The 22,325-nt window shown below is 52.4% G+C and carries 16 protein-coding genes; 8 read left to right on the top strand and 8 right to left on the bottom strand.

Features of this window, described 5'->3' with window-relative positions:
- Positions 1 to 7: 7 nt before the first annotated feature.
- Positions 8 to 1,474, bottom strand: coding sequence for an aldehyde dehydrogenase (locus WBL83_RS00485; RefSeq protein WP_424587291.1), 1,467 nt, complete (start codon positions 1,472 to 1,474; stop codon positions 8 to 10).
- Positions 1,475 to 1,755: 281 nt separating this feature from the next.
- Between WBL83_RS00485 and WBL83_RS00480 the strand changes: the two genes are divergently transcribed.
- The 6 genes from WBL83_RS00480 (at position 1,756) to WBL83_RS00455 (ending at position 9,765) form a co-directional block, all read left to right on the top strand.
- Positions 1,756 to 2,520: an oligogalacturonate-specific porin KdgM family protein gene (locus WBL83_RS00480; RefSeq protein ID WP_424587290.1), complete on the top strand. Its 765-nt coding sequence runs from the start codon at positions 1,756 to 1,758 to the stop codon at positions 2,518 to 2,520.
- A 260-nt stretch (positions 2,521 to 2,780) separates the two neighbouring features.
- The gene (locus tag WBL83_RS00475; protein ID WP_424587289.1) at positions 2,781 to 5,243 is read left to right on the top strand and encodes a hypothetical protein; all 2,463 of its coding nucleotides are present in this window, start codon (positions 2,781 to 2,783) and stop codon (positions 5,241 to 5,243) included.
- Positions 5,240 to 6,313, top strand: coding sequence for a glycoside hydrolase family 88/105 protein (locus WBL83_RS00470; RefSeq protein WP_424588006.1), 1,074 nt, complete (start codon positions 5,240 to 5,242; stop codon positions 6,311 to 6,313). Before WBL83_RS00475 ends, WBL83_RS00470 begins: the two co-directional genes overlap by 4 nt.
- Before the next feature lie 41 nt (positions 6,314 to 6,354).
- Entirely contained in the window at positions 6,355 to 7,998 is a 1,644-nt protein-coding gene (locus tag WBL83_RS00465) for an alpha-glucoside-specific PTS transporter subunit IIBC (protein ID WP_424587288.1), read from the top strand.
- Positions 7,999 to 8,080: 82 nt separating this feature from the next.
- Positions 8,081 to 8,920, top strand: coding sequence for a sugar phosphate isomerase/epimerase family protein (locus tag WBL83_RS00460; RefSeq protein ID WP_424587287.1), 840 nt, complete (start codon positions 8,081 to 8,083; stop codon positions 8,918 to 8,920).
- A gap of 47 nt (positions 8,921 to 8,967) precedes the next feature.
- A complete protein-coding gene (locus tag WBL83_RS00455; RefSeq protein WP_424587286.1) occupies positions 8,968 to 9,765 on the top strand; it encodes an MBL fold metallo-hydrolase in 798 nt (265 codons plus the stop codon).
- 215 nt (positions 9,766 to 9,980) lie between these two features.
- Here WBL83_RS00455 and WBL83_RS00450 read toward each other — a convergent pair whose 3' ends face one another.
- The 3 genes from WBL83_RS00450 to WBL83_RS00440 are packed head-to-tail and all read right to left on the bottom strand — an operon-like array spanning position 9,981 to position 16,423.
- Positions 9,981 to 12,116 (bottom strand): virulence factor SrfC family protein, encoded by a 2,136-nt coding sequence (locus tag WBL83_RS00450; RefSeq protein ID WP_424587285.1) that lies wholly within the window; start codon positions 12,114 to 12,116, stop codon positions 9,981 to 9,983.
- Positions 12,113 to 15,085, bottom strand: a complete 2,973-nt coding sequence (locus WBL83_RS00445; RefSeq protein WP_424587284.1) for a virulence factor SrfB — start codon at positions 15,083 to 15,085, stop codon at positions 12,113 to 12,115. The genes WBL83_RS00450 and WBL83_RS00445 overlap by 4 nt, the downstream gene beginning before the upstream one ends.
- Positions 15,086 to 15,088: 3 nt before the next feature.
- On the bottom strand, positions 15,089 to 16,423 hold the full coding sequence (locus WBL83_RS00440; protein WP_424587283.1) for an SrfA family protein: 1,335 nt from the start codon (positions 16,421 to 16,423) through the stop codon (positions 15,089 to 15,091).
- 195 nt (positions 16,424 to 16,618) lie between these two features.
- Here WBL83_RS00440 and WBL83_RS00435 point away from each other — a divergent pair, with 195 nt between their 5' ends.
- Together WBL83_RS00435 and WBL83_RS00430 are read left to right on the top strand one after the other, a co-directional pair.
- Positions 16,619 to 17,332: a glutamine amidotransferase gene (locus WBL83_RS00435; RefSeq protein ID WP_424587282.1), complete on the top strand. Its 714-nt coding sequence runs from the start codon at positions 16,619 to 16,621 to the stop codon at positions 17,330 to 17,332.
- 201 nt (positions 17,333 to 17,533) lie between these two features.
- On the top strand, positions 17,534 to 19,132 hold the full coding sequence (locus WBL83_RS00430; RefSeq protein WP_424587281.1) for an ABC transporter substrate-binding protein: 1,599 nt from the start codon (positions 17,534 to 17,536) through the stop codon (positions 19,130 to 19,132).
- A 223-nt stretch (positions 19,133 to 19,355) separates the two neighbouring features.
- On the opposite strand, the gene WBL83_RS00425 is transcribed toward WBL83_RS00430, so the two are convergent.
- The 4 genes from WBL83_RS00425 to WBL83_RS00410 form a co-directional block, all read right to left on the bottom strand.
- Positions 19,356 to 19,625 (bottom strand): PAAR domain-containing protein, encoded by a 270-nt coding sequence (locus tag WBL83_RS00425; RefSeq protein ID WP_424587280.1) that lies wholly within the window; start codon positions 19,623 to 19,625, stop codon positions 19,356 to 19,358.
- 15 nt (positions 19,626 to 19,640) lie between these two features.
- Positions 19,641 to 20,036 (bottom strand): hypothetical protein, encoded by a 396-nt coding sequence (locus WBL83_RS00420; RefSeq protein WP_424587279.1) that lies wholly within the window; start codon positions 20,034 to 20,036, stop codon positions 19,641 to 19,643.
- A 63-nt stretch (positions 20,037 to 20,099) separates the two neighbouring features.
- Complete coding sequence (locus tag WBL83_RS00415; protein ID WP_424587278.1) at positions 20,100 to 21,305, bottom strand: hypothetical protein; 1,206 nt, start codon at positions 21,303 to 21,305, stop codon at positions 20,100 to 20,102.
- Between the two features lie 3 nt (positions 21,306 to 21,308).
- The coding region (locus tag WBL83_RS00410) for a bacteriophage T4 gp5 trimerisation domain-containing protein (protein WP_424587277.1) at positions 21,309 to 22,325 on the bottom strand (1,017 nt) is incomplete at its 5' end.

Here is a 22,325-nt window from a genome sequence, read left to right as displayed (position 1 = left end):
AGCAGAATCAGAACGGCAGCGGGCGGGGCTGCATTTGCATGGTTATCCAGCGTAATTCGGTAAATTCCCTGACGCCCGCAAGCCCGCCAAAACGCCCATATCCTGAATCTTTAACGCCGCCAAATGGCATTTGCGCCTCATCGTGTACCGTTGGGCTATTGATGTGGCAAATTCCACTTTGAATACGGCTGGCAATATTCCACGCCCGCGCGGTGTCGCGGCTAAATACGGCGGCAGAAAGTCCGAGGTCGTTATCATTGGCGATAGCCACCGCTTCGTCATCGCTTTTCGCGCGAATGATCCCTTTAACCGGGCCAAAGGATTCTTCGTGGTAAATGCGCATCTCAGCGGTGACAAAATCCAGCACGGTGGCAGGCATCAACGTGGAGGACGCTTTACCCCCGGCGACAATTTTTGCCCCTTTTGCCAGCGCGTCATCAATCAAATCATTGCAACGCGAAACCGTCTGCACATCAACGACTGAACCCAAAACGGTCGGGCCGAGGCGTGGGTCGCCGCACGGCAAGCTGGCAGCCTTTGCGGCAAACTGCGCGACAAATTCATCGGCGATGCGTTCGTCGACAACAATTCGCTCAGTCGACATACAGATTTGCCCCGAGTTGGCAAAGGCACCGAAGGCCGCGCAGTTCACCGCCAGTTCAAGGTCGGCATCGTGTAACACCAGCAATGGGGCTTTGCCTCCCAGTTCTAAAATCACCGGTTTCAGGTAGCGGGCACAAGTTTGCGCGATGATCCTCCCGACGTGTGTCGAACCGGTGAAATTCACCCGTCGCACCGCCGGATGAGCAATCATCGCCTCGACGACCGTTGCTGCATCTTTTGGCGCGTTGGTGACAAAGTTGACCACGCCTGCGGGGAATCCGGCTTCACACAGCGCTTCAATAATTAAGCCGTGAGTGGCAGGAGAGATTTCTGAGCCTTTCAACACCACGCAGTTGCCACAGGCGAGCGGGGTAGCAATTGCCCGCACGCCCAGGATTACGGGCGCATTCCACGGTGCGATCCCCAGAACCACACCAGCAGGCTGACGGATGGCCATGGCCAGATTTCCGGGCACGTCGGAGGGGATCACTTCGCCATTTATTTGCGTAGTCAGTGCGGCGGCTTCACGCAACAACCCGGCACCCAGATGCACGTTAAATTCTGCCCACTGCGCCGTAGCACCGGTTTCTGATTCCATCGCGGCGACAAACGCAGCTTGCTTTGCTTCCAGCGCATCCGCTGCTTTCAACAGCAGAGCGCGGCGTTGATTCGGCCCGGTCTGCGACCAGCTGACGAACGCCTGGCTTGCGGCGTCCACCGCTGCACGGGCATCGCTGGCAGTCGCGGCTGGTGCGATGGTGGCCACCTGTTCATCGAGCGGGTTGTGGCGTTCAAACGTCGCCTGGTTTTGGGCTTCAACAGCTAATCCATTGATGAGCATAGAAATAGAGACAGGGGATGTGTGCTGCATGCGACACCTCTTTTGTTATTGAAATGTTAAGGTGCCATCGAGTGTAGTCAGAATCAGCTTGTTTTCCCAGCGATTAACCTGCGGTGTATTTTTGTTCTGTTATTTAATTATAAATTTATAATTAAATAAAATAATAGTCATTGTTTTATTTAATTTGAAGCGAAGTCTCATTTTAAATATCACCGCTGGTTATCTAATTGAATCTGAAAAGCAATAACAGTATATTCAAACCGCTGTTTCGAAAAATAGATTGATAGTTAAAAAAATTAAAAGTGGCGTTCATGGTGATGCCGCTTTGGCTATTTTTTGCCGTTTTCACAGGAGATTTTTCAAAAGGTATGAAGTTAAAATTAGCATGTGCCGCTATTGCCGTTTGTTCGGTGTTAACCAGCATGAATGCCAATGCATGGAGCCTTAATTATCGCCACGAGTTTCTGGAAAAACAGGAGCAGCAAAGCGACCGATTGGTCGTTTCGCATCGTTTCGACAATGGCTGGGGTTTTGGTGTTGAGTCCAAATTTACCAACGGAGGTGAGAATGAAGGCGCTTTCGATGAATTCCACACCACGGGTACTGAGTATGATTTGAGTTATCTTGCCAAACCCAATGAGACATGGTGGTGGGAAGCGGGATTTAATACTGAAATTACCGATACCGTGCAAGATCTGCGAGTCCATTTCAAGCCAACTTACTGGTTCAACGAAAATTTGTATACCGCGGCTCGTTTCCGTGTTGGCCAGCGAAACTATACCGATGATGTCAATAAAGATAATGGCCATTATTTTCAGCTGAACTATTACCTCGGCTACAATACTGAAAAATGGTCTATTGCCTATGACTTCGAGTATAAGAGACTCGATTATCCTGATTTTAACGGGGAAGAATATTCATATCTTAATAATGTCACTATTCGCGTCCCAATTAATAAAAACTGGCGACCGTATACCGAAATAGGATATGTGTCCTACAACGATCCCGCTGACAATAGCCCTTATCCTAATGACTGGCAGTGGCGTTGGCGCGTCGGGATTGAATATGTGTTCTAAAATTACCCCTGGCCTCTAATTGTAACTTAATAAATCTATCTGTGAATTCTTTGTATTTGAGACACCATTCTATTTCTGGTGGGTTATCTGGTGGGAGAATCATGGAAAAGATTAAACGGTGAAATAAAAATCGCGCCTCATTAATGGCAATGTTTTGACCTTACCAAAACTCACCCCCTAATTTTCGAACCAGGAAAAGGGGGGTGGTGATTTAACTCTATTAGCACCCGCCGCGTGCTAATAGCTTAAAGGAATGTTGTATGAAAATTGGGAATTGGGTGCTTGAGCCTAACTCAGCTCTCACCCGTTTTTGTGTCTCAGCTCCCCGGGAGGAGCGATTCGCCGAGTTTTATGCCGGTGAGCCGATGGATATGGCGATGAATTACCGCTTCCAGAATGGAAGCGGGCCGCAAGAGGATGCCTTTTGTCGGCGTATTTTTCGCCAGAAGATGGCTGAACGTAACGTCGAAATAAGCGCGGCTCTGCCACGTACTCAGGTCAGTTTTACGGGGGAAAGCGACACCGTTTCTTTCTCGTCGTTCCAGCGAGTACCTACTCATGTGCAACGCTGGCTCGAGGTGGAACTTCACGCCAATGACGCGGGTCATTACCCCTTCGAGCTGTCGACGTGCGGTGGGGCCCGACTCTGGTGCAATGAAGTTCCTGTTGCCCGGTTCACCCCTTTTACGCGCAACAAAATGCAAAATTGTGAGCTGATGCTTCCCTTGCAGGCGGGTAAAAACACGCTGTTGATCCATCTGGATGAGCTGTTTGAACGGGATACCGTGTTTGCGCTGCGGTTTATTTACCGTGGCAACGTGCCTTTGGCTGTTTCGCTGCCGCATATTGATGCGACTTTGCTTGATGAATTAAGCCAGTTTGCTTTAGCCATGCGCCCGGAACTCACCGCCTGGAGCAACCAGGTCAAGGTTCGGCTGGGTGAGCAGGCACCGTCGCAACCCATTCATCTGCATGGTGAAATCCACGGCATGGGCAATGATAACTTCACCCCACGCCAGGTGGATTTCGGGACCGTCACACCAGACAACCAGGTACTGACGCTGTCGCTGCCCGATGAGATTGGTACCGCGCACTATCAGGTTGTGCTGCACATGCGTTGTGCGGGCGTTGCCATTAACCGCAGTTTTGGTGTGAACCTTATGCAGCCGTCTGGCGACGCCGAACGGTCTGGTAGCCTTGCCGACCGCAAACTGAAGGCGCTGCAGCACACGGCTCAAAATGGCATGGAGCGCACCGCGCGTCTGCTCGCCATGATGCACTGCGGCGAAATCACCTCCGAAGCGGATCAGCTGTTGCTCGACACACTCAAGCGGATCAGCGCCCGTGAAGATTGCTCCGACTTTTCTCTGGTTCCACTGCTTTGGATTTGGCACCAGCACAAGGGTGAACATTTCCCGCCAGTTCTCTGGCGACGGGTTCGCAGCTCTATCCTTGGCTATCGATACTGGATGGACGAGCAGGGCAACGACGTGATGTGGTTCTGGAGTGAGAACCATACGCTCTGCTTCCATACTGCCCAATATCTGGCAGGGCAGATGTTCCCCAACGAGCTGTTTCTGGCCTCCGGGCGCAGTGGCGAACAGCAGCGCGAAATCGCAGCCCAACGCCTGGCGCTTTGGTTCGATGCCATTGAACAACACGGCTTCGTCGAGTGGAATTCTGCGCCTTATTATCCGGTCGATTACATCGGTCTGTTTGCGCTTTATCAACTGGCGGGAGATGCCTGGGTGCGTGAGCGTGCGAAAGGGCTTATCGATCGCCTGATGCTGCTCAGTGCTCTGCATTATCAGGATGGGATTGCCGCCGGCACCATGGGACGAGTCTACGAGAAAGAGCTGTTGGCGGGCGTTCTCACGGAGTTATCAGCGTACGGTAATGTCGCCTGGGGCGGCGGTTGGTATAACCGTAAATGTGCCTCTTTGCCGCTGTTTTGTGCCAGCGATTATCAACCCCCGGTTGAGTCAAACCGCTACGCCATGCTGTCAAAAGGCACGCTGCAAGCCTTCTATCAGGCAGGCGGCGGCAAGATCGTCGTCTGGAAAGAGCCTGGCGTCAGCCTCTCCAGTTGTGTGGATCACCATCCCGGCAAGCGGGGTCACCAGCAGCATCTGGTCGATGTGCAATTTGCCTCCCATCACGATGCCAAATTGTGGGTCAATCACCCGGGTGAAGCCGAGCCTGGCGGGGAGCAGCGTCCGTCGTATTGGTCCGGTAACGGTGTGCTGCCACAGCTGATGCAGGTGGAGAATCGCGCCTTGCAGTTCTATCAGTTGGGCGAAGATGCCGCCTTCCCATGGACCCACCTCTATTTACCCGCAGAAGCCTTTGATGAGGTCATTGCACTGCCGCGTGCCTGTCTGGTTCGCGCGGGTAACGCCTTTGCTGTCATCGGCTGTTCAGCGCCGCTCAATGCGGTCACGACCGGGATGACTGCGGGTAACGAATACCGTGCCGAAGCGCATCGTGTGGCCTGGTATACCGAGGTTGGTCATGGCGATGACGCGGCCTTTGCCGCGTTCTGTCATCACATGGCAACGCTCGAGGTCACTATTGATGGCGAAATCGCCACCGTCGCTACGGCGGAAGGTGAAGTTATGCGCCTGGAATGGCAGGGCAGATGCCTGGTCAAGGGGGTTGTACATAGTTTCCCCATTGAGGCGGGATGCGACCCCATCGTGACCTACTGTGGAGACGCAACATGAAGCAACAAGATCTGATCCACACCCTGGAGCTGGTGGTTCGTGGTTTCTGCCAGTTGAAAGGCATGGGTGAGTTAACGGCCAGTAAAGGCCTGGCCATTCATTTTGAGGAGTGGGAATGGGAAGTTGGTGTCGGGCTTTACGGTTTCTGGGGTTACGCCCGTTACCAGAACGATGCCGAACTTCATGCCTCTCTGCTGGCCTGGTACGAAGGGCAGATCCGCAAAGGTCTTCCCGAGATGCAGATCAATACCACGGCGCCAATGATCACCCTGGCATTGCTGGCGGGCCACAGCGGTCGCGCCGATTTGCGCGAAACGGTGAACGCCTGGGCCGATGACCTCATGGCAAATCTGCCAAGAACCGAAGAGGGCGGATTCCAGCATGTGGTGAAAGAGCAGCCCAACACCGGTCAGCTTTGGGATGACACCCTTTTCATGACGTGCCTGTTCCTCGGCACCGCCGGGACCGTGCTGGAGCGGCGGGATTTGATTGACGAGGCGGTCTATCAGTTTCTGTTGCACACCCGCTACCTGAGCGAGCCCAAAAGTGGGCTCTGGTATCACGGCTGGAGCTATGTCGAACAACACCATTTTGCTGGCGTTTTGTGGGCGAGAGGCAATGCCTGGATAACCGTCGCTATTCCCGAATTTATCGATCTGATGGGCGAGCACCTGGACGCTGGCGTCAGGCGCTACCTCACCCAGGTGGTGACACGCCAGGTGCGTTCTTTGTGCGAACTGCAGGCTGAAAACGGCATGTGGCATACGGTTCTTGATGATCCATGGTCACCTCAAGAGTCCTCGGCAACCGCGGGTATTGCCTACGGCATGTTGCGCGGCGTGCGGCTCGGTTTGCTGGATGAAAGCGTGATTGAACCGGCGCTGAAAGCCGCGCGCGCCGTGTGGGAGTGCATTGACGAGGACGGCATCGTACTCAAGGCCTCAAAGGGCACGATGGTAGGCCATGACCACCAATACTACTGCGACATTCCCATTGCACCGGTTCCCTATGCGCAGGCGCTGACCATGTTGCTGCTGCTCGAACTCGAGCAAGGTCAGTGGCTGGCATAACGATTTGATTTATTTGTTATTTTTTTTGGAGAAACAGAGAGATGTCTAAACGGAATTTTATGGGGGCCTTCCAGACTTTTGGCGGTGCTATGGCAGTCCCCATTGCCTTTTTACCTTTCACCGGTTTGCTGCTTGCGATAACCGGGCTGCTCACCATGCCCGATATCATGGGCAGTCTTGCTCACCCGGACTCGAACTTTTACAAAGTGATGACCATCATCAAGTCTGGTGGCTGGACCATTTTCCGCAATTTCCCGTTGCTGTTCTGTATGGCCTTACCCGTGGGACTGGCCAGGACGGGGCAGGCACGTGCGGCACTGGTCGCCTTCTTTGCCTACATGGCTTACAACTACTTCACCAACAGCATGCTGACCTTCTGGGGGCCTGAGTTCGGGGTCGATTTTAATCAGAATGTCGGCGGCTCCAGCGGCCTGGCGATGGTGGGCGGCGTTAAAACGCTCGATACCAGTATCGTCTTCTCGCTCATTATCGGTGGCGTGGTGACCTGGATTCACAACCGTTTCTTCGAAAAGAAACTGCCGGATTACCTCACCATTTTCCAGGGGATGAGTCTGGTCTTTATCGTTTCCTTCTGCGTCATGTTGCCTATGGCGTGGCTGACCTGCGAGCTTTGGCCAAAGGTTCAAGTTGGCATCAATGCCATGCAGGGTTTCTACGTTGAAGCCGATGCCTTCGGGATGTGGATGCTTGCCTTCGTAGAACGCATGCTGGTTCCAACCGGCCTGCACCGTTTCGTCTACTTCCCGTTCTTCTTCGGCCCGGCCGTGGTAGATGGGGGCCTTTACACCCATTGGATTGAAAACGTTTCGACTTATGCAGCGTCAACCACGCCTCTGGTCGAACAGTTCCCGGCCGCGGGTTACTCGCTATATGGCAACATCAGCGTGTTCTGCTCTCTGGGTTCTGGTCTGGCGATTTATGCCACTGCTAAGAAGAAGATGAAACGCAAGATTGCCGCCCTGGTTATCCCGGCCATTATCACCGCGATGGCGGTCGGCATTACCGAACCAATCGAGTTTACCTATCTGTTTGTCGCACCGGTGTTGTATCTGGTGAATGCGCTGATTGGTGCCACCCTTTGTGTCGCGCTTTATCTGTGCGGGGTCGTCGGTTTCATGGGCGGCGGTCTGAACGATATCATCCTGTTCAACTGGGTCTTCTATGCGAAGAATCACGCTCATCTTATCTGGATCCACCTTGCTCTGGGCCTGGGCTTTGCTGCCATCAACTTCTTCGTGTTCCGCTACATGATCCTGAAGTTCAACTTCCTGACACCAGGCCGTGCTAATGATGAAGAGGAGGATGATGTCCGCCTTTACTCCAAACAGGACTACCGTGGTAAACAGTCAGGCCAGGCAGTAGCCGGACAAGAGCCGGACCGCCTCCGAGCCGCCGCTATCCTGCGTTGTGTGGGAGGGTGTGAAAACGTCGAGACAATCGGCAACTGCCAGACCCGTCTGCGCCTGGTGGTAAAGGATGCTGCTCTGGTGCAGGATGATAAAGCCCTGAAGCAGGCTGGTGCACTGGGGGTGATGCGCTCTGGTAAAAACTTGCAGGTCGTCGTCGGTTTGTCGGCCCCGATGGTGCGCGAGTATTTCGAGCAGGAGTACAATAAGGGGCCGGTCAATCAACCGGATATGGTCGCCCCGGTTCCGGCTATCTGATATCACCGGACGTAAATTATCGATTTAACTTGCGAGCCTGTCCGGGCTCGCAAGTCATTCCAGGGTCTCAAAGGAATATCATATGACAACGCTACAGATTGGCGCACGCGCCCATGATTTTGCAGAGCAGTCCCCGGAGAAGCTGATTTTTCAGGCTCGCCTGCTGGGGATTGACGGACTACAACTGGCGGTACATAAGAGTTGGCCAGAGGCCTGGCAGGCTCGCGACATTCCCACTTTGGTCGCCAATATCAAACAGATCCAGCAGGCCGGTATCTCCATATTCCTGCTGGCCAGCTACTTCAACCCAGCCCACTCTGACGCCGGGTTCCTTGCGAGCGAAATTGAGCGCGTGCGTATTAATATTGAGCTTGCTCAAATCTGTGATGTCGGCGTTGTGGGGAGTGAGACGGGCTCGCTTAACGATAATGACTGGACCTGGCATCCGGATAACCATGGCATCGACGCTTTTAACAAAGTGGAGCGGAGCCTCACGTTGTTAAAGCCCCATCTGGCGCTGGCCGATTGTGACTTCCTGGTCGAAGCAGTCAGAGACCATATCATTCACGACTCCCATTGCCTTTTGCGCCTGAACAGCGAGTTGGGCAAGCATTTCAAAGTGACTCTCGATTTAGCTAACCTGCTGTATGCGGATAATGCAGCAGACTGGCACAACGTGCTGGTCAATTTCCTCAACAAGCATGTTGGTCGCATCCGACTGTTCCATTTCAAGAATTTCATCCTTGAGGGACGGAACAAGATACCGACAGGGCTGGAACAGGGGCTTATCGATTATGCGCAGGTGCTTTCTGTGCTGGAGCAACGCCAACTGACCCATATTCCGGTCATTGTAGAAGAGCTGACTGGCGAGCCACTGCGGGAAAGCGTGGCGTACCTGCGTCGTTTGAATCGTTCAGAATAATCTCGCATACTGGGGCGAAAGGGATTTCTTCTCAGGAACGAGCAAACATGGCATTAACTATCAAGGTATTACTGGAAAACCGGCTCGCCGATGGCGCAGAGAGTTCATTGGTCGCTAAGGCCGGGCTAAGTCTGTTGATTCAGGATGAGGCCACCTCGATTTTATTCGACACCGGCCCTGATGGTACCTTCCTGCATAACGCTGAACGGATGGGGGTTGACCTGACACGGTTAACCGCGACGGTTCTTTCCCACGGCCATTATGACCATTGCGGTGGTGTTCCCTGGTTGCCTGACAACAGCCGTATCATCTGCCACCCACAGATCGCCAATGAACGCTACGCGGCAGTCCAGTTTGCGGGCTTCACCCGAAAACTCAAGAAATTATCGTTGGATATTGATTACTCACGTCACCAGATGGAGTACACCCGTTCGCCTGTAGAAATAAGCGAACATTTCTTATGGTCGGGGGAGATTAAAGTGGATGAACCCAGGGCATACGGGATTATTAATGGCAACGATTCGGCAGTGGATTACGTTATTGACGAAGGCGTACTCATTTATAAATCGGATCAGGGTTTAGTGATTATTACCGGCTGCGGCCATCGAGGGATCACCCATATCGTGCGTCACTGCCAGAACATCACTGGCGTCAGGAAAATCTACGCGTTGATCGGCGGTTTCCATCTACGCTGCGCGACGCCGTGGGAGTTGCTGCGTGTCAGGCGATTTATTAACCAGCAACAAATAACCAAACTCATGGGTTGCCATTGCACCGGCGCATGGGGACGCTGGTGGCTGCCGGATATGATTTCTCCGGCAACAGGCGCGACTTTTGTTTTGTAACAGGGCGGCTGGCTCGTTTATATCCACAGAGCGTGAGATGTGCTTTTAAATCTGACGGGCGAGGCACACGGGGAAAATCACGCCGAATTAACTCCAGTACGAATTAACCTCATTAGCCTGGCGGACTCGTCAGAATGGAAACTATAGACGCGACTTTGCCGCTGTCCGTCATCCGGGTGAGAATAATCTCGCTCACCCGGAATCACATCAGGCGCTTACTCTCCCAATATTGCTTTTAACCGCGCTCTTTGCGCGTCACTCACATCCTGCGGGTGGCGATAACCGATGTTCTCCAGCGCCCGGGTATACAGCGCAACCAGCCAGTCGTAGACATAGAGTGTGTTGCCGCGAGCAGGCTGGTCACCCAAACGTACCAGCCGGGTATTGGCGGTTGCCTGGGTTTGCGGGGTAAACACCGGTGAGCCTTTATTAACGCGGCTTGCCGGACGTAATGCCGGTTCAATATGCGCGTAGCCTAACCAGCTGACAAAATCCCCTAACACCGCACTGACGCAGGTGATTTCCTGCGCCATTCCGCCATCGCCGTGGCGCAAGGCTGTGTCGAGTTGTTCCGACAATTTCAGGCGATAACTGGCGATTATCAGCAACTGGCACAGCGCCTGCAGTTGGGTGTTATCGAGCCCTGAAAGTTGGGTGATTTCCCGACGCGTGACCCACTGGCGCAAATGGTTAATCCATAACAGATGCACGACGCTGGCAAAGTTGTCGCTGCCCGTTGTTTGTGCGTGATGGCTCTCTTCGTCGGCGAACAGGTCGATATCGAGGCTAAATCCGGCGGGTTGTTGTTTGCGTAACTGCTGATGGCTCAGCCAGCTTTGTTGCAGCGCATGGCGCTCCGGCAGCAGGCTGGCGAGGAGTTCGCCATGAATAGCGGCACGGGCCTGTAAAGTACGCACCAGATCTTCTGCCTGCAGGCGCGCACGCTCCGGCGTCAGGTTTTCGCCTTCAATAATATGAGCGAACAGGGCGTTGATTTGTCTGTTCAGCGCCGCCTGTAGCATCTCAATGCGCAGCGTGCGTTGTGCCGGAATCAGCGCATCGGTGAGCCAATCCAGCAAACGGTGCATATTGCGGCTGTCGAGCGCTTGCAGCGTGCCCCAGCGTTTCCCCGGCAGGCCGATGATCCGTTGCACGCCTTCATCCAGATTCGCGCCGGTAAAACGCGCATCACGCGGGGTAATCGCCCAAATTAAGCCCGGTGTGGTGGCGTTGCTCGCCTGGGTTTTATCCACCCACCGCGCCAGCATTTTACCCGCAGCGTTAACTTCGTGTCGCTCGGATGCGGCATTGCACACCACTAATTTATCCGGCTGCAGATAGTGGCCGTAATCGTCGAGTTGCAGCAGCGGAATGTCCACCACATCCACCTGGGTAAGTTTCGGCGGATGGTTCAGCGTCAGGGTGATTTCCGCGCAAAGCTGCTGCAAATCAAGCTGTGCGAGGCTCACCTGGCTGCCGATTTCGTCATTGACCAGTGGGCACACCAGAACATCGGCGTTAATTTCTTCGACGTCCGGTGTCGCCGGGAACAGGAACCCCTCAACCGGTAGCAGGAAGGTATCGACTAACAAATTGGCCGGAGCCAAAATCTTGCGCGCGTGACCGAGGTGATTGAGCATTTCAGCAAGCTGTTGCCAGCGCGTGGTCTGGGTGGCGTTGTCGCCCCACAGCGGTGCCAGTAACGATGCCTGATCGGTACTGCTTAACCATGGCAGCAGTTCCGCCATTTGCTGCCACAGCGCGTTATCAAGATGATACTGGCGGCGCACCAGTTGATGATAAGTCCGGGCAATGTCAGACAGTTGAAGCGATGTCATACCGGCAGTCGGTTGTGCCAGACGTCGGGTCTGCAACTCTTTCAACTTCGCGGCGATAACTTCTGGCTGCGCAAAACGTGCCGCTGGTGCGGTGTGATACTGGCGAATCATGCGCTGGGCAAGTTCGCTTGCGCTATACAGCGTCAGCAGCAGTGGGTAATGTTCCGCCACGGTGAGTTCACGACGTGTAAAACGCACCGCCACACCGGGTGGGTGGCCGGGATTAATGTGTGTCAGGTAATCCAGCACTTTCCCGCCGAGCATAATCTCAATGCGATCATGATTATCGCCCAGCAGCGTGGTGAGCAGATGATGTTTTCCTTCAACCGAGTGGCCGTACAAGCCGATGGTTAGTGGTTGCTCCGCCTGCAAGTCAATCTGTTTCTGGCGTTGTTGAAAGGCAGCCAGTTTTTGCAACAGTCCGTCAGCTTCGTTGTCCACTAACGGCACCGACACACGCATCTGTTGTACCCAGTCCACTAACTGTTGCAGCGTTGAGGTTGTTGAATTCATTTTTGATACACGCTCCCGCTGTCAATCCAGTAATGGCTGGCACCGCTATAGCTACCTGCCAGGGTATTCAATTTAAAACTTAATTGGTTGAGCGGCACTTTGCTGCCGTCTTGCAACCACGCTTCTGCCAGCACAAAGGCGTCGGCTTCACGGGTCTGCTGTAAACGCACATTCAGCACGCCTTCGCCAGCGATGGCTTTTGCCAGCTGCGGGGAATTAATCGCAAGGGTGTAAAGCGGCGTGGCTGGCCAGCGCGCATCATCAAGCTGACGGAACCCGAGGCACGCATTGCCGCGCAGTGGAAAATGCAGACGCGTATCGAGCGTGGATTTAGGATCGTCGAGATCGATATCGCGATACCAGACGTTCTTCTCAACCAACGTATTGTTGCCATCCAGCATCCCCAGATAGCGCACTGTGGAGTAAGCCTGAATGTCGGAGGCCTTAAAGTTAAAGCCAGGCAGACGTAAATCCATTGCCAGGCTGCATAACATCGCGCCGACGGCAGCGGTGGATTTCGGGTTGCCGATGCGGCCTTGCTGGCTAAACGGATACCATTCATGAGTCTGATAGTTATCCAGCCAGACGATGCGGTTTACCGGCACCGGTTGTTGGTAGCGCAATAGCGCCTGAACGCCTGGCAAACAGCCCGGTCGCCCGGTGACCAGCAACACATCGCAGCAGTAGTGGTTGATGACTTCGCACAGGGCTTGCAGCGGCGTGGTCAGCGTAAAGTGACCCGCGAGCATCGCTTCCTGCAACTCCGCCATTTCCACATGCAGCGGCACGCTAAAGAGATCAAATGCTGGCGCGTCGGCTGGCAGTGCATGCTGCACCGCCTGTTGCACATAGTTGATAACGTTATCGGTTGGGCGCTGGGTTAACAGCTCGCCAAAAGTCGCTTCCAGCATGGCATGGCTGTCGTCCGGATCGCTGTTTTCCCAGCACGACAACACCGCATGGCCCAGCGGGATAAACAGTTGCAGCGCAGTTTGCTGGCGCAGCGTGCCACGGGTATCCATGCGTCCGGACTCGCCAAACAGCGTGGTCATGAGTCCTGCGGTATCCGCAACACCCGCCTGATGGATTTGCGCCTGTAGCGCGGGCAGCACGCAACGCTGAATAACATCCAGCAGAATGTCGTCACCCGCGACTTTAAAGCCTTCGCGGAACAGCAAGCGCGGCGTGATTTTTACATTGCTGCCAACACCATCATCCAGATGATATTGCGTGATAGCCATGTCCGTAGTGCCGCCGCCAATATCAATCGAGGCGACACGCAGCGTTTTGCCCGGTAGCTCATCGGCGGCTAGTTTGCGGTCAGGTCGGGCCAGACTTTGGAAGAAGTTACCGCTCTGTCCGGCATAGTTAACCAGCGCTTCGTTATACAACCACACCAGTTGCCCACAGGTGGCTTCGTCCCATTCCATCTGCACGTCTGGTACCGGAACCACACTTTTCTGGAAATCCCGATCGTTGCTAAAACTCTCGTCAGTCGGGTGCCATTCCATCGCTTTCCACACCAGACCGACCGCTTCCTGCATACGCTGGCGGAAGATTTCACGTTCTTGTTTCGGCATCGCTGAAGGCAGCGTGAGGATAAGACTGCGCAACTGACGTGGCGCATTAAGATGTCCCATGCTTTGCCGGGAGCCGACGCTGTTGATTTGCATCAACGCCTGCGCCAGCAGTTCGCACAGCATCAAGGTCATCAACGAACTGCGGCTGTATTGCGGCGAAAACACCGGCAGCCTCTCTTCTAACGGCAGCGAATAGAGCGGCTGTCCATCGTCATTCATCAGGTTCATCAATGGATAAGCCGTGGCCAGCGGCTCGCGTTGCGTTTTCACGCCCATCTGGCTAAAGCGCCAGTCCTGATTGGCGGGAGTTTCATCCCACAAGTAGCGGCGCGGGCTGGAAATCCCGCTGGCACCATCGGTGCCTAAACGGGCGGAAGCCATACTGCGCGCTTCATCGCCGACACGAGCAATCGACGGCCAGACAAACGCGTCATCGCGGCCACTTTCCACCGAGAAATGCTGTTTGCCGAATTTAGCTTCTGAGAATTCGAGGCGGCTGGTGAACATCGCTTCGTTGATGGTTTGCGGTTCGCTGAGTGAGCGAATTTGCAGCTCGGCAGTCTGGCGCAGGCCGTCGTTGGCTTCGCCATGATCTTCAATCAAAACGCCGCAGGTGTGGGTGTTACCGACATCCAGCACCAGATCGACCGGGATCGCCGGGGATTGCAGGGTCGCGGTGACGATTTTCACTTCTGGCACCGCAAGTTGTGCGCCCAGCATCTCGATAATATTGAGGTAATGCGCCTGATATTCAAAGGTTTTCAGCGCATTACTGATATCGCGCTCGCTGCGTGATTCATGGCGCGAAGCATACTGCGTGAACACTTCGCGCAGCCAGCCATCGACCCAGGTCTGGTCGATAAAATCGTTAATTTCTTCGTTCTGCCAGGCCAGCGCAAAGCGTGCGCCGTTACGCACATCGTTCTGTGTCGGTGCGAGGTGCGCGGCAGGGTTGTCATCGGCCAGGATTTTGGTATCCAGCGCAAGCGTAATGCGCACCGTGTTGCCTGCGGAGTCTGGCGTTTCCAGGCAGCGGATTTGTACGCGCGCCCAGTTATCCGGGCCGCCGACAAAAGTACGCGGCGGGTTAAAACGCAGGAAAGGCAGCGGCAACCAGGTTTTATCCAGTAGTTTCAGCGAATGACCGAGCGTAATGGTGCTTTCAGGTTTGACGACTTCGTGAGCCGCACCCTGCGTACCGGGCAGAGTAAATTTGCCAGGTACCACATCATAATCGAGGCGCAGCAGCGGGCCATTCGCCGTTTTGCGCACAAAGCGACCGGTGTGCGGGGCGTTTGGCTGCGGGGCAAGGCCGAAATCCAGAAACTGAATGCCGCTGTCTTTGATGAGCGTGACGCTCGGCTTATAAGGATACAGGGTGGCAAACATGGATTAATCACTCACTTTTTTAAACGTCACAGGAACCACGGTGTCGCCCTCGTAGCGCCCGGTACACTCAGCCACATCGTTCGCGCCGGCATTACAGGAAATCTCTGGCAACGGATAACGCGAACCATCGCTACAGCGTGCATTGCCACGGGTTTTGATCATCAGCGTGCCTGACTGCATCAACCCGGAGAACACTTCCGCTTTGCAGACAATATTGTCACCATGCACCAGCCGCACGGTGCCTTTGTTACTGGCAATCTGATAACGCAGCGTTGGCGGTTTACCGGTGATGGAATCTTTAACGTTGATGGCCACACGCCAGTTGCCGTTGAGGAATTTGGTGGAGCCGAGTTTTAAGGCATCAGCGGGTAAAATCATCGTCCCTTTAGGGATGTCCGCAGGCGGTGGGGTGACAGCCGCGACAGGTTCTGGCGCTGGCGTTTCTGCCACCGCGGCCTGGCTGACGGGCAAAGTCGAAACTGGCAGCGTTGCAACCGGGGCTGCGGGTTCAGCCTGAATCACTGCAGGCGCGACAGGCTTCGGTTTAACGTCTGGCGCAACCTGCGCTAAAGGTTCTGCAAGTGGTGCCGATACCAGATAGTAAGTGAGCGGGGCAGCGATGCAGGCAACTATCATGGCCGCGACCGGCAATATCCAGCGTCTGGTTTTTTTAGCAGGCAACGCTTGCGGCACGATTTCAGGCACGGGCTCGGGTTCCACGGGCGTTTCGCTGACGGGGGCGGCAACAGTCGTTGGTGCGACCGAATAGAGCGGTTCATCTGGCTCGCTTAGCACAATCACTGGCGGGGCGGCTGGTGGTGGTTCCGGGAGAAACTCAATGACGGGTTCATGCTCTTGCGTGTTGCGCAGGCAATCCAGCGCGTCAGTGCGGGCACTACTATTGAGATTGACGAAACCCCAGAACGTCAGCACCGGTTTGCCATCGACAAGATAGACATGCTGGCTGCCGGGGAACTGCAACGCATTGGCGAGCAACGAACCAAACAGTTGGATGGCGGTTTTTTCCGCCTGCTGGCAGCGCTGAATTAACGACGCGACGTTGGCCTGGCAGTTATCGAGATAGCGCAGGGCTTTTTTGCGTTGTTCGTCACTGGCCGCAGCCCAACTGACAACGTTGCCTTCAAAAGGCGCATACCAGTCAACTCTGTCGCCCTCATCGTTTGGCTGAGGGATGGCGAGGCTATCGACCACCGCCTGCTGTTTGCGTAAGCGCAAAGTTTCGCGAATTTGTAGCGCTGAGTCGAACACCGTCTGCCCGTTTTCGCCAAGCGAAAGGAAGTCATCAAGGCATCCGCTGCGCAATAATGTTTTTGCCACGTCATCAATCCTGCTGTTTTCAGCTCAACTTGAGCCATCTTCACGCTTGCCACTGTACTGACTCTTTGCGCAATTAAACGGTGGAAGAGACGGGGTTTTTTTCTAATTATCGGGCGATTGCACTTAAGTCTTTGGGGCGTTCTCCGGTTTTGTGCTACTGATTAAACTTCGCAACACGTTTGGGAGCACTCAAAAATGTCAGATAAACTGCCGTTACTATTGGTTCAAATGGGTCATCCGCCGTTAGATATCCGCACCGCCGTGGGTGAGCAACCGCAGTGGTTTCACGCCGCATTAGGTGATGTTGGGCCGATTCGCGTGGTGTGTCCGTTTGACGATGAACCACTGCCGGCCGTTGGTACCTTTAGCGGTGCGGTGATTTCAGGTTCGTGGGCGATGGTGACGGACAAACTGCCGTGGAGCGAGCGCACCGCCGAATGGGTGCGGGACATCATTCAGGCTGGCGTTCCGGTGCTTGGCGTGTGTTACGGGCATCAGTTAATGGCGTATGCGCTGGGCGGTGTGGTGGATTACCATCCGCAGGGCAGCGAAGTGGGGCAACTCCCCGTCACGCTAAACGATGCCGCCCTGCACGATCCGTTGCTGAGTGGTTTGCCATACAACTTCGATACCTTTTTAAGCCATGAGCAAAGTGTCCTGACGCTGCCGCCAGATGCGGTGGTATTAGGCGCATCCAGCCACGATCCGCACCAGATAATCCGTTACAGCGCAAATGCCTTATCAGTGCAATTCCATCCAGAATTTAATGCCGCGGTGATGAATAAAATCATTACCAGCCGCAGTGAAAGGGTGGCGATGAAGGGCAAAGACCGTGATGAATTGTTGGGCAAAGTCAGCGACACACCGTCAGCCCGCGCGATCCTTCAGCGGTTTGTTGCATCATTGTAAACGCAGATGGCGCGATATCCTGCTGCGCCTGGCGTAAAACTACACAAATCTCACTGGTTTTGCATAACGTGAGAGCCTTTTGTTATTTGTCAGCGATGATGAGCTATGGTGTTATTGCTGTCCTAAAAAAGCCAGGTCATGCACCTGGCAATATCAGCCCCATCACGTTTCATTTGGCAAGCACAAACAAAAGGCAAAAATATGTCGACAGGGAAAACTCTTCTCGCACTGCTATTAACCAGTTTATTACCCGCCAGTGCTGCATTTGCTGCTGCAAATAACACGCTGGTTTACTGCTCAGAAGCCTCTCCAGAATCTTTTAACCCGCAAATCGCCAGTTCCGGCCCAACCTTTGTTGCCAGCTCGCAAACGCTGTACAACCGCCTGGTAGAGTTTCGCCCAAGCGATAACGTGCCGGTGCCGTCTCTGGCAACCGCATGGGACATCAGCAAGGATGGCAAAACCTATACCTTTACTCTGCGTAAAGGGGTGAAGTTCAACAGCAATAAAGAGTTTAAACCGACGCGCGATTTTAACGCCGACGACGTGGTTTTCTCGGTGATGCGCCAGAAAGACCCGAAAAACCCGTATCACAACGTCTCGCAAGCTAATTACGAATACTTCAATGATGTTGGCTTCGATAAGCTCATCACTGAAGTGAAGAAAATCGATGACAATCACGTGCAGTTCACCCTGAGCGAGCCTAATGCGGCATTCCTCGCGGACTGGGGAATGGATTTTGCGTCGATCCTGTCAGCTGAATATGCCGACGCGATGCTGAAAGCGGGCACGCCTGAAAAGGTGGATACCGCACCTATCGGCACCGGCCCGTATGCATTGCAGGAGTACAAAGTTGATTCGTTGATTCGCTTTGTGGCGAACCCGAATTACTGGAATGGCGAAGTGCCGACTAAACACCTGATCTTCTCCATCACGCCAAACGTGCAAACCCGTATGGCGAAATTGCAAAAGAACGAATGCCAGATTATCCCGGCTCCGGCACCGGTCCAGTTTGACGCGATTAAAGCGAATAAAGATCTGGCGCTGCACACCGTTGATGGCCTGAACGTCGGTTATCTGGCGTTTAATACCACCAAAAAACCGTTTGATAATGTGCTGGTTCGTCAGGCACTGAATTACGCCGTCGATAAACAGGCGATTATTAATGCGGTGTTTATGGGCTCCGGCACCATCGCAAAATCACCCATACCGCCAGCGATGTTAGGGTTTAATAAAAATCTTGCCGATCGCAGTTACAATCCGGAAAAAGCGAAAGCTTTATTGAAGCAGGCGGGCTTAGAAAAGGGCTTTGAGACCGATTTGTGGTCAATGCCAGTGCAACGTCCGTACAACCCGAACTCGCGCCGCATCGCGGAAATGATTCAGGCGGACTGGGCGAAAGTCGGTGTGAACGCCAAAATCGTCACCTTCGAGTGGGGCGAATATCTGTCGGGCATGCGCAAGGGCGAACACTCATCCGCACTGTTTGGCTGGATGAGCGACAACGGTGACCCGGATAACTTTGCAGATACCTTGCTCGGTTGCGGCAGCATCCAAAGCGGCTCGAACGCGGCGCGCTGGTGCGACAAGCAGTACGATGCCTTGACGCAGAAGGCGAAATTAATCAGCGATCCTGCGGCTCGCGCCAAACTTTACGAGCAGGCACAAGAAGTGTTTTATGAGCAAGCGCCGTGGATCCCACTGGCGAATGGCAAAACCTTCTACGCCACGCGCAGCAATGTGACGGGTTATACGGTCAGCACCAACGGTAGCGATTTCTCGAAAGCGAAATTGAATTAACGCCAGGAAATGTCGGATGACGCTTGCGCTTATCCGACCTACTCAGTTTTGTAGGGTGGATGACGCTTGCGTTTATACGACCAGTGAAAGCTGGACCGAAGTTGTAGGGTGGATAAGCGCAAGCGTCATCCACCATTAAAGAATAGGGTTCATCGCGCTTTAGCGGGTAGTAATGCGGAGAGAGAAATTCCCACAGTTACTCCTAACTTGAATTGGATAAACCTCAAACCGAAATGCAAAACAATTGCTGAGAGGGAATCAAGCTAGCACCACAGGCAGTTTTCATATCTTGTGTAGCAACATTTACGCCACAAAAAGTCATTTGTGGTGATCCCGCCATAATAGGGAATTTGCCATCACATAGAGGACAGACGACCATATGCCCAACACCTGCAACAGGAATGCCTTGCCAGGTAACCCCTGAAAACCCTTCTAATACTATTCCTCCGTGAGTGGTTTTGTCGCCTTTCAGAATGATGGGTATATCGACCATAGTATCGTTCCTTCGCTATTTTCTGCGGCATGCCGGTGTCAGTTGATTATCCTGGACTGTTATTGTTGGTGTCTTTGCTTCTAGTTTATTTGTTACGGTGGTGATGGTGTAGGTTTTACTGAACTGAAGTCCTGGGCATTGGGTGCCTGATGTGAAGCCTTCAATTGTAAAACTCTCAGTCCCGGTTTTATTAGGCGTTCCAGATATTTTAATGTTCCAGTTAGATTCTGGATTATAAGTATTTACCACCAAACCATTTCGGAGGTCAGCAGTTTGGTAATGAGGTTTATATCCTTTTACCCATAAACTAGAAATATTTGAACCAGAATTTTTTATTTCTGCAGTGTATGGTTGCCCCATAACTGCGTAAGATAACTTGTCCGGAGTGAATGTTAATTCATTATCGCTCACGAATGAGCAACATCCATACAAGGTAAAAACAAAGGGAAGTAGATATAATTTATTCATCATGATTTATGGTATTTTGTTAAACACCACCCCTCCATATATGTAAGAACAGAGTTTTTTGAATGGTAGTGTTCTGGATATAGAGTATGAACTCATATTTTTAGATTGTCCCCAAGAGAAAAGTTTAACATCAACCAGTTCATTATCTGGCGTGTGTTCATCCACTGGTTTCTGTGTATTAACAACAGTAACTTTACCATCCCAAACTATCCAGTGAGTTGGATATTGGCTATCAATGCCTTTAAGCATGCCATGATGGATCAACACAGCTACATGGTTAGTTGCGTCAACGTAATCACTTAATTTTGCAACCATATTTTTTGGCCAGTGAAAAAGAGACATTTCATGAAAAATTACATCTGAGCCAACTGCTTTAACCCATTTTATAATACCCTCTGGCATGGTTAATCCACTCAATTCATTGTCAGGATTGTCATAATCTAAAAAAATATTTTCATCATCTCTTAAACTGGCCATAGATATCCAATCAATAGCGGGTACCCTGGTGTCCCCCGTACGTTCTGTATAATTGTTAGGATGGCATACACCTTTGGATGGAGTGATTCTTAGTTTACCTAAACTTGCTTCACCATTGTTCCACAGATCCTTTATATATTGGCTATATAGATCAGGACGATCTTTTAGCAAGGTATAAAAAAATGCTGCTGGACCACAAATACTTGCATTTCCTTGGTCAGGAAATTGATAATGCATAAAATCTACTGGCGATGGCTGAAACTTCAACCGTGCCGCCAGTTGTCGTTCTATCTTACTTTTCTCAAATGGGTCATCCGGATGGCCCACTGGAAACTGCGAATCAATAAAGATGCGATGACTGGAAATATTACAGATTTTATCGTAGTTCTTACTTTGAGTCGTTTCACCTTTGCTGAATTTTTTATTCAGTACCGTCCAGTCGTGACTACTTCCTGCGTCGGGAAAAGATTTTATATAAATTTTATCCGTACAAACACCTGCACAATAGATATCGCAATAGGTAACAGGGAATTCGGATGAGGAGTCTGTATAATTAATACAGTGCAGCGAGGATTCACCTGATTGAGAAAATTTTGTTTCAGGTTCGGAGGAAATGACATTATCGCGATCTGATGTATGACAAAGTTTAATTATATAACTGTATCGACTGAAATCGATAGCGGAGCAGTCATCGATACCGACAGCTTTTACGGAGAATTTAGCATATATATTCATAGGCTATAAGATGTCCTTTTGGTTGTTATCAAGTATCACATCAATATGTATATTTTCTACTTCCTCAGCCTGAAATATTTCAGTGTATCCCTGGCTGTCTGTGGTACTGCTGGTGGTACTTCCATCCTTAAGAAATGCGATGTAATTTTTGGTGATGAATGGTTTATGCTCATCATCAGTAAGCTGGAAGCGTAACTGATAAGGTGCATTTTCATCTTCGTCATCACCGTCATCCTGGGGCGGAGGAATGTCAGAATTCGGGTTGTCATTTTCTGGTGGTTGGGATTCGGTATTTTCAGTATTTTCTGTAAATGCGGACTGATTTATTTCTGAATCTGTAAAACTTTGTCCAGCGTTGTTCATTTTAGCCAGAACATTCGCTGTTGGTGGTGTGATTTTGACTATGCCACACAGATTAATAACGGGAGCGTCAAGAGTTATCCCTTTATCATCTATAGTGATCCTCCCCATTGGCCCATAAATATCAATTTTTTCATTTCCTTTCAGAATTATTTTTTTGGCCTGAGTGGTATTTTCCTTTCCGGTTAAAATAGTTTCTTTCCCTTCAGTTAACCGTGAGTAGTCGCCTGCAATTTCATTATGAAAATTGGCCTGGGAATATTCCTCGCGATGGGTCTTTACATCCAGATGCCAGCCACCTTTTATCGTAGTGTGTCGGTCCCTTTCTACCACAATGGTGTCATCTCGTCCGACAGACAGACGCTGATCGTTACCAATGCACTTTTCTCGGTCACGCTGAACGTTATAAAACTGGCTATTCAGCACCACCGTTTTCATGTCCTTCTGGGCATGCATCGACAGCAATTCCTGGCCGGTCTGGTCCTCAAACATCAGTTCGTTGTAACCGTTACCCTTATAGGTCTGCGAGCGGATTGCCATCTGCGTTTTGGTGCCCGGCAGGTCGCCCGGCGCGCGGTTGGCGGCGTGATAGGTGCGCCCGGTGATAATCGGCTGGTCCGGGTCGCCGTTGAGGAAGTCGACAATCACTTCCTGACCGAC

The sequence above is a fragment of the Buttiauxella sp. genome, from assembly GCF_049686335.1.
In the GTDB taxonomy this organism is placed as follows: Bacteria; Pseudomonadota; Gammaproteobacteria; order Enterobacterales; family Enterobacteriaceae; genus Buttiauxella.
This window is presented reverse-complemented; position numbering and strand designations above follow the sequence as displayed.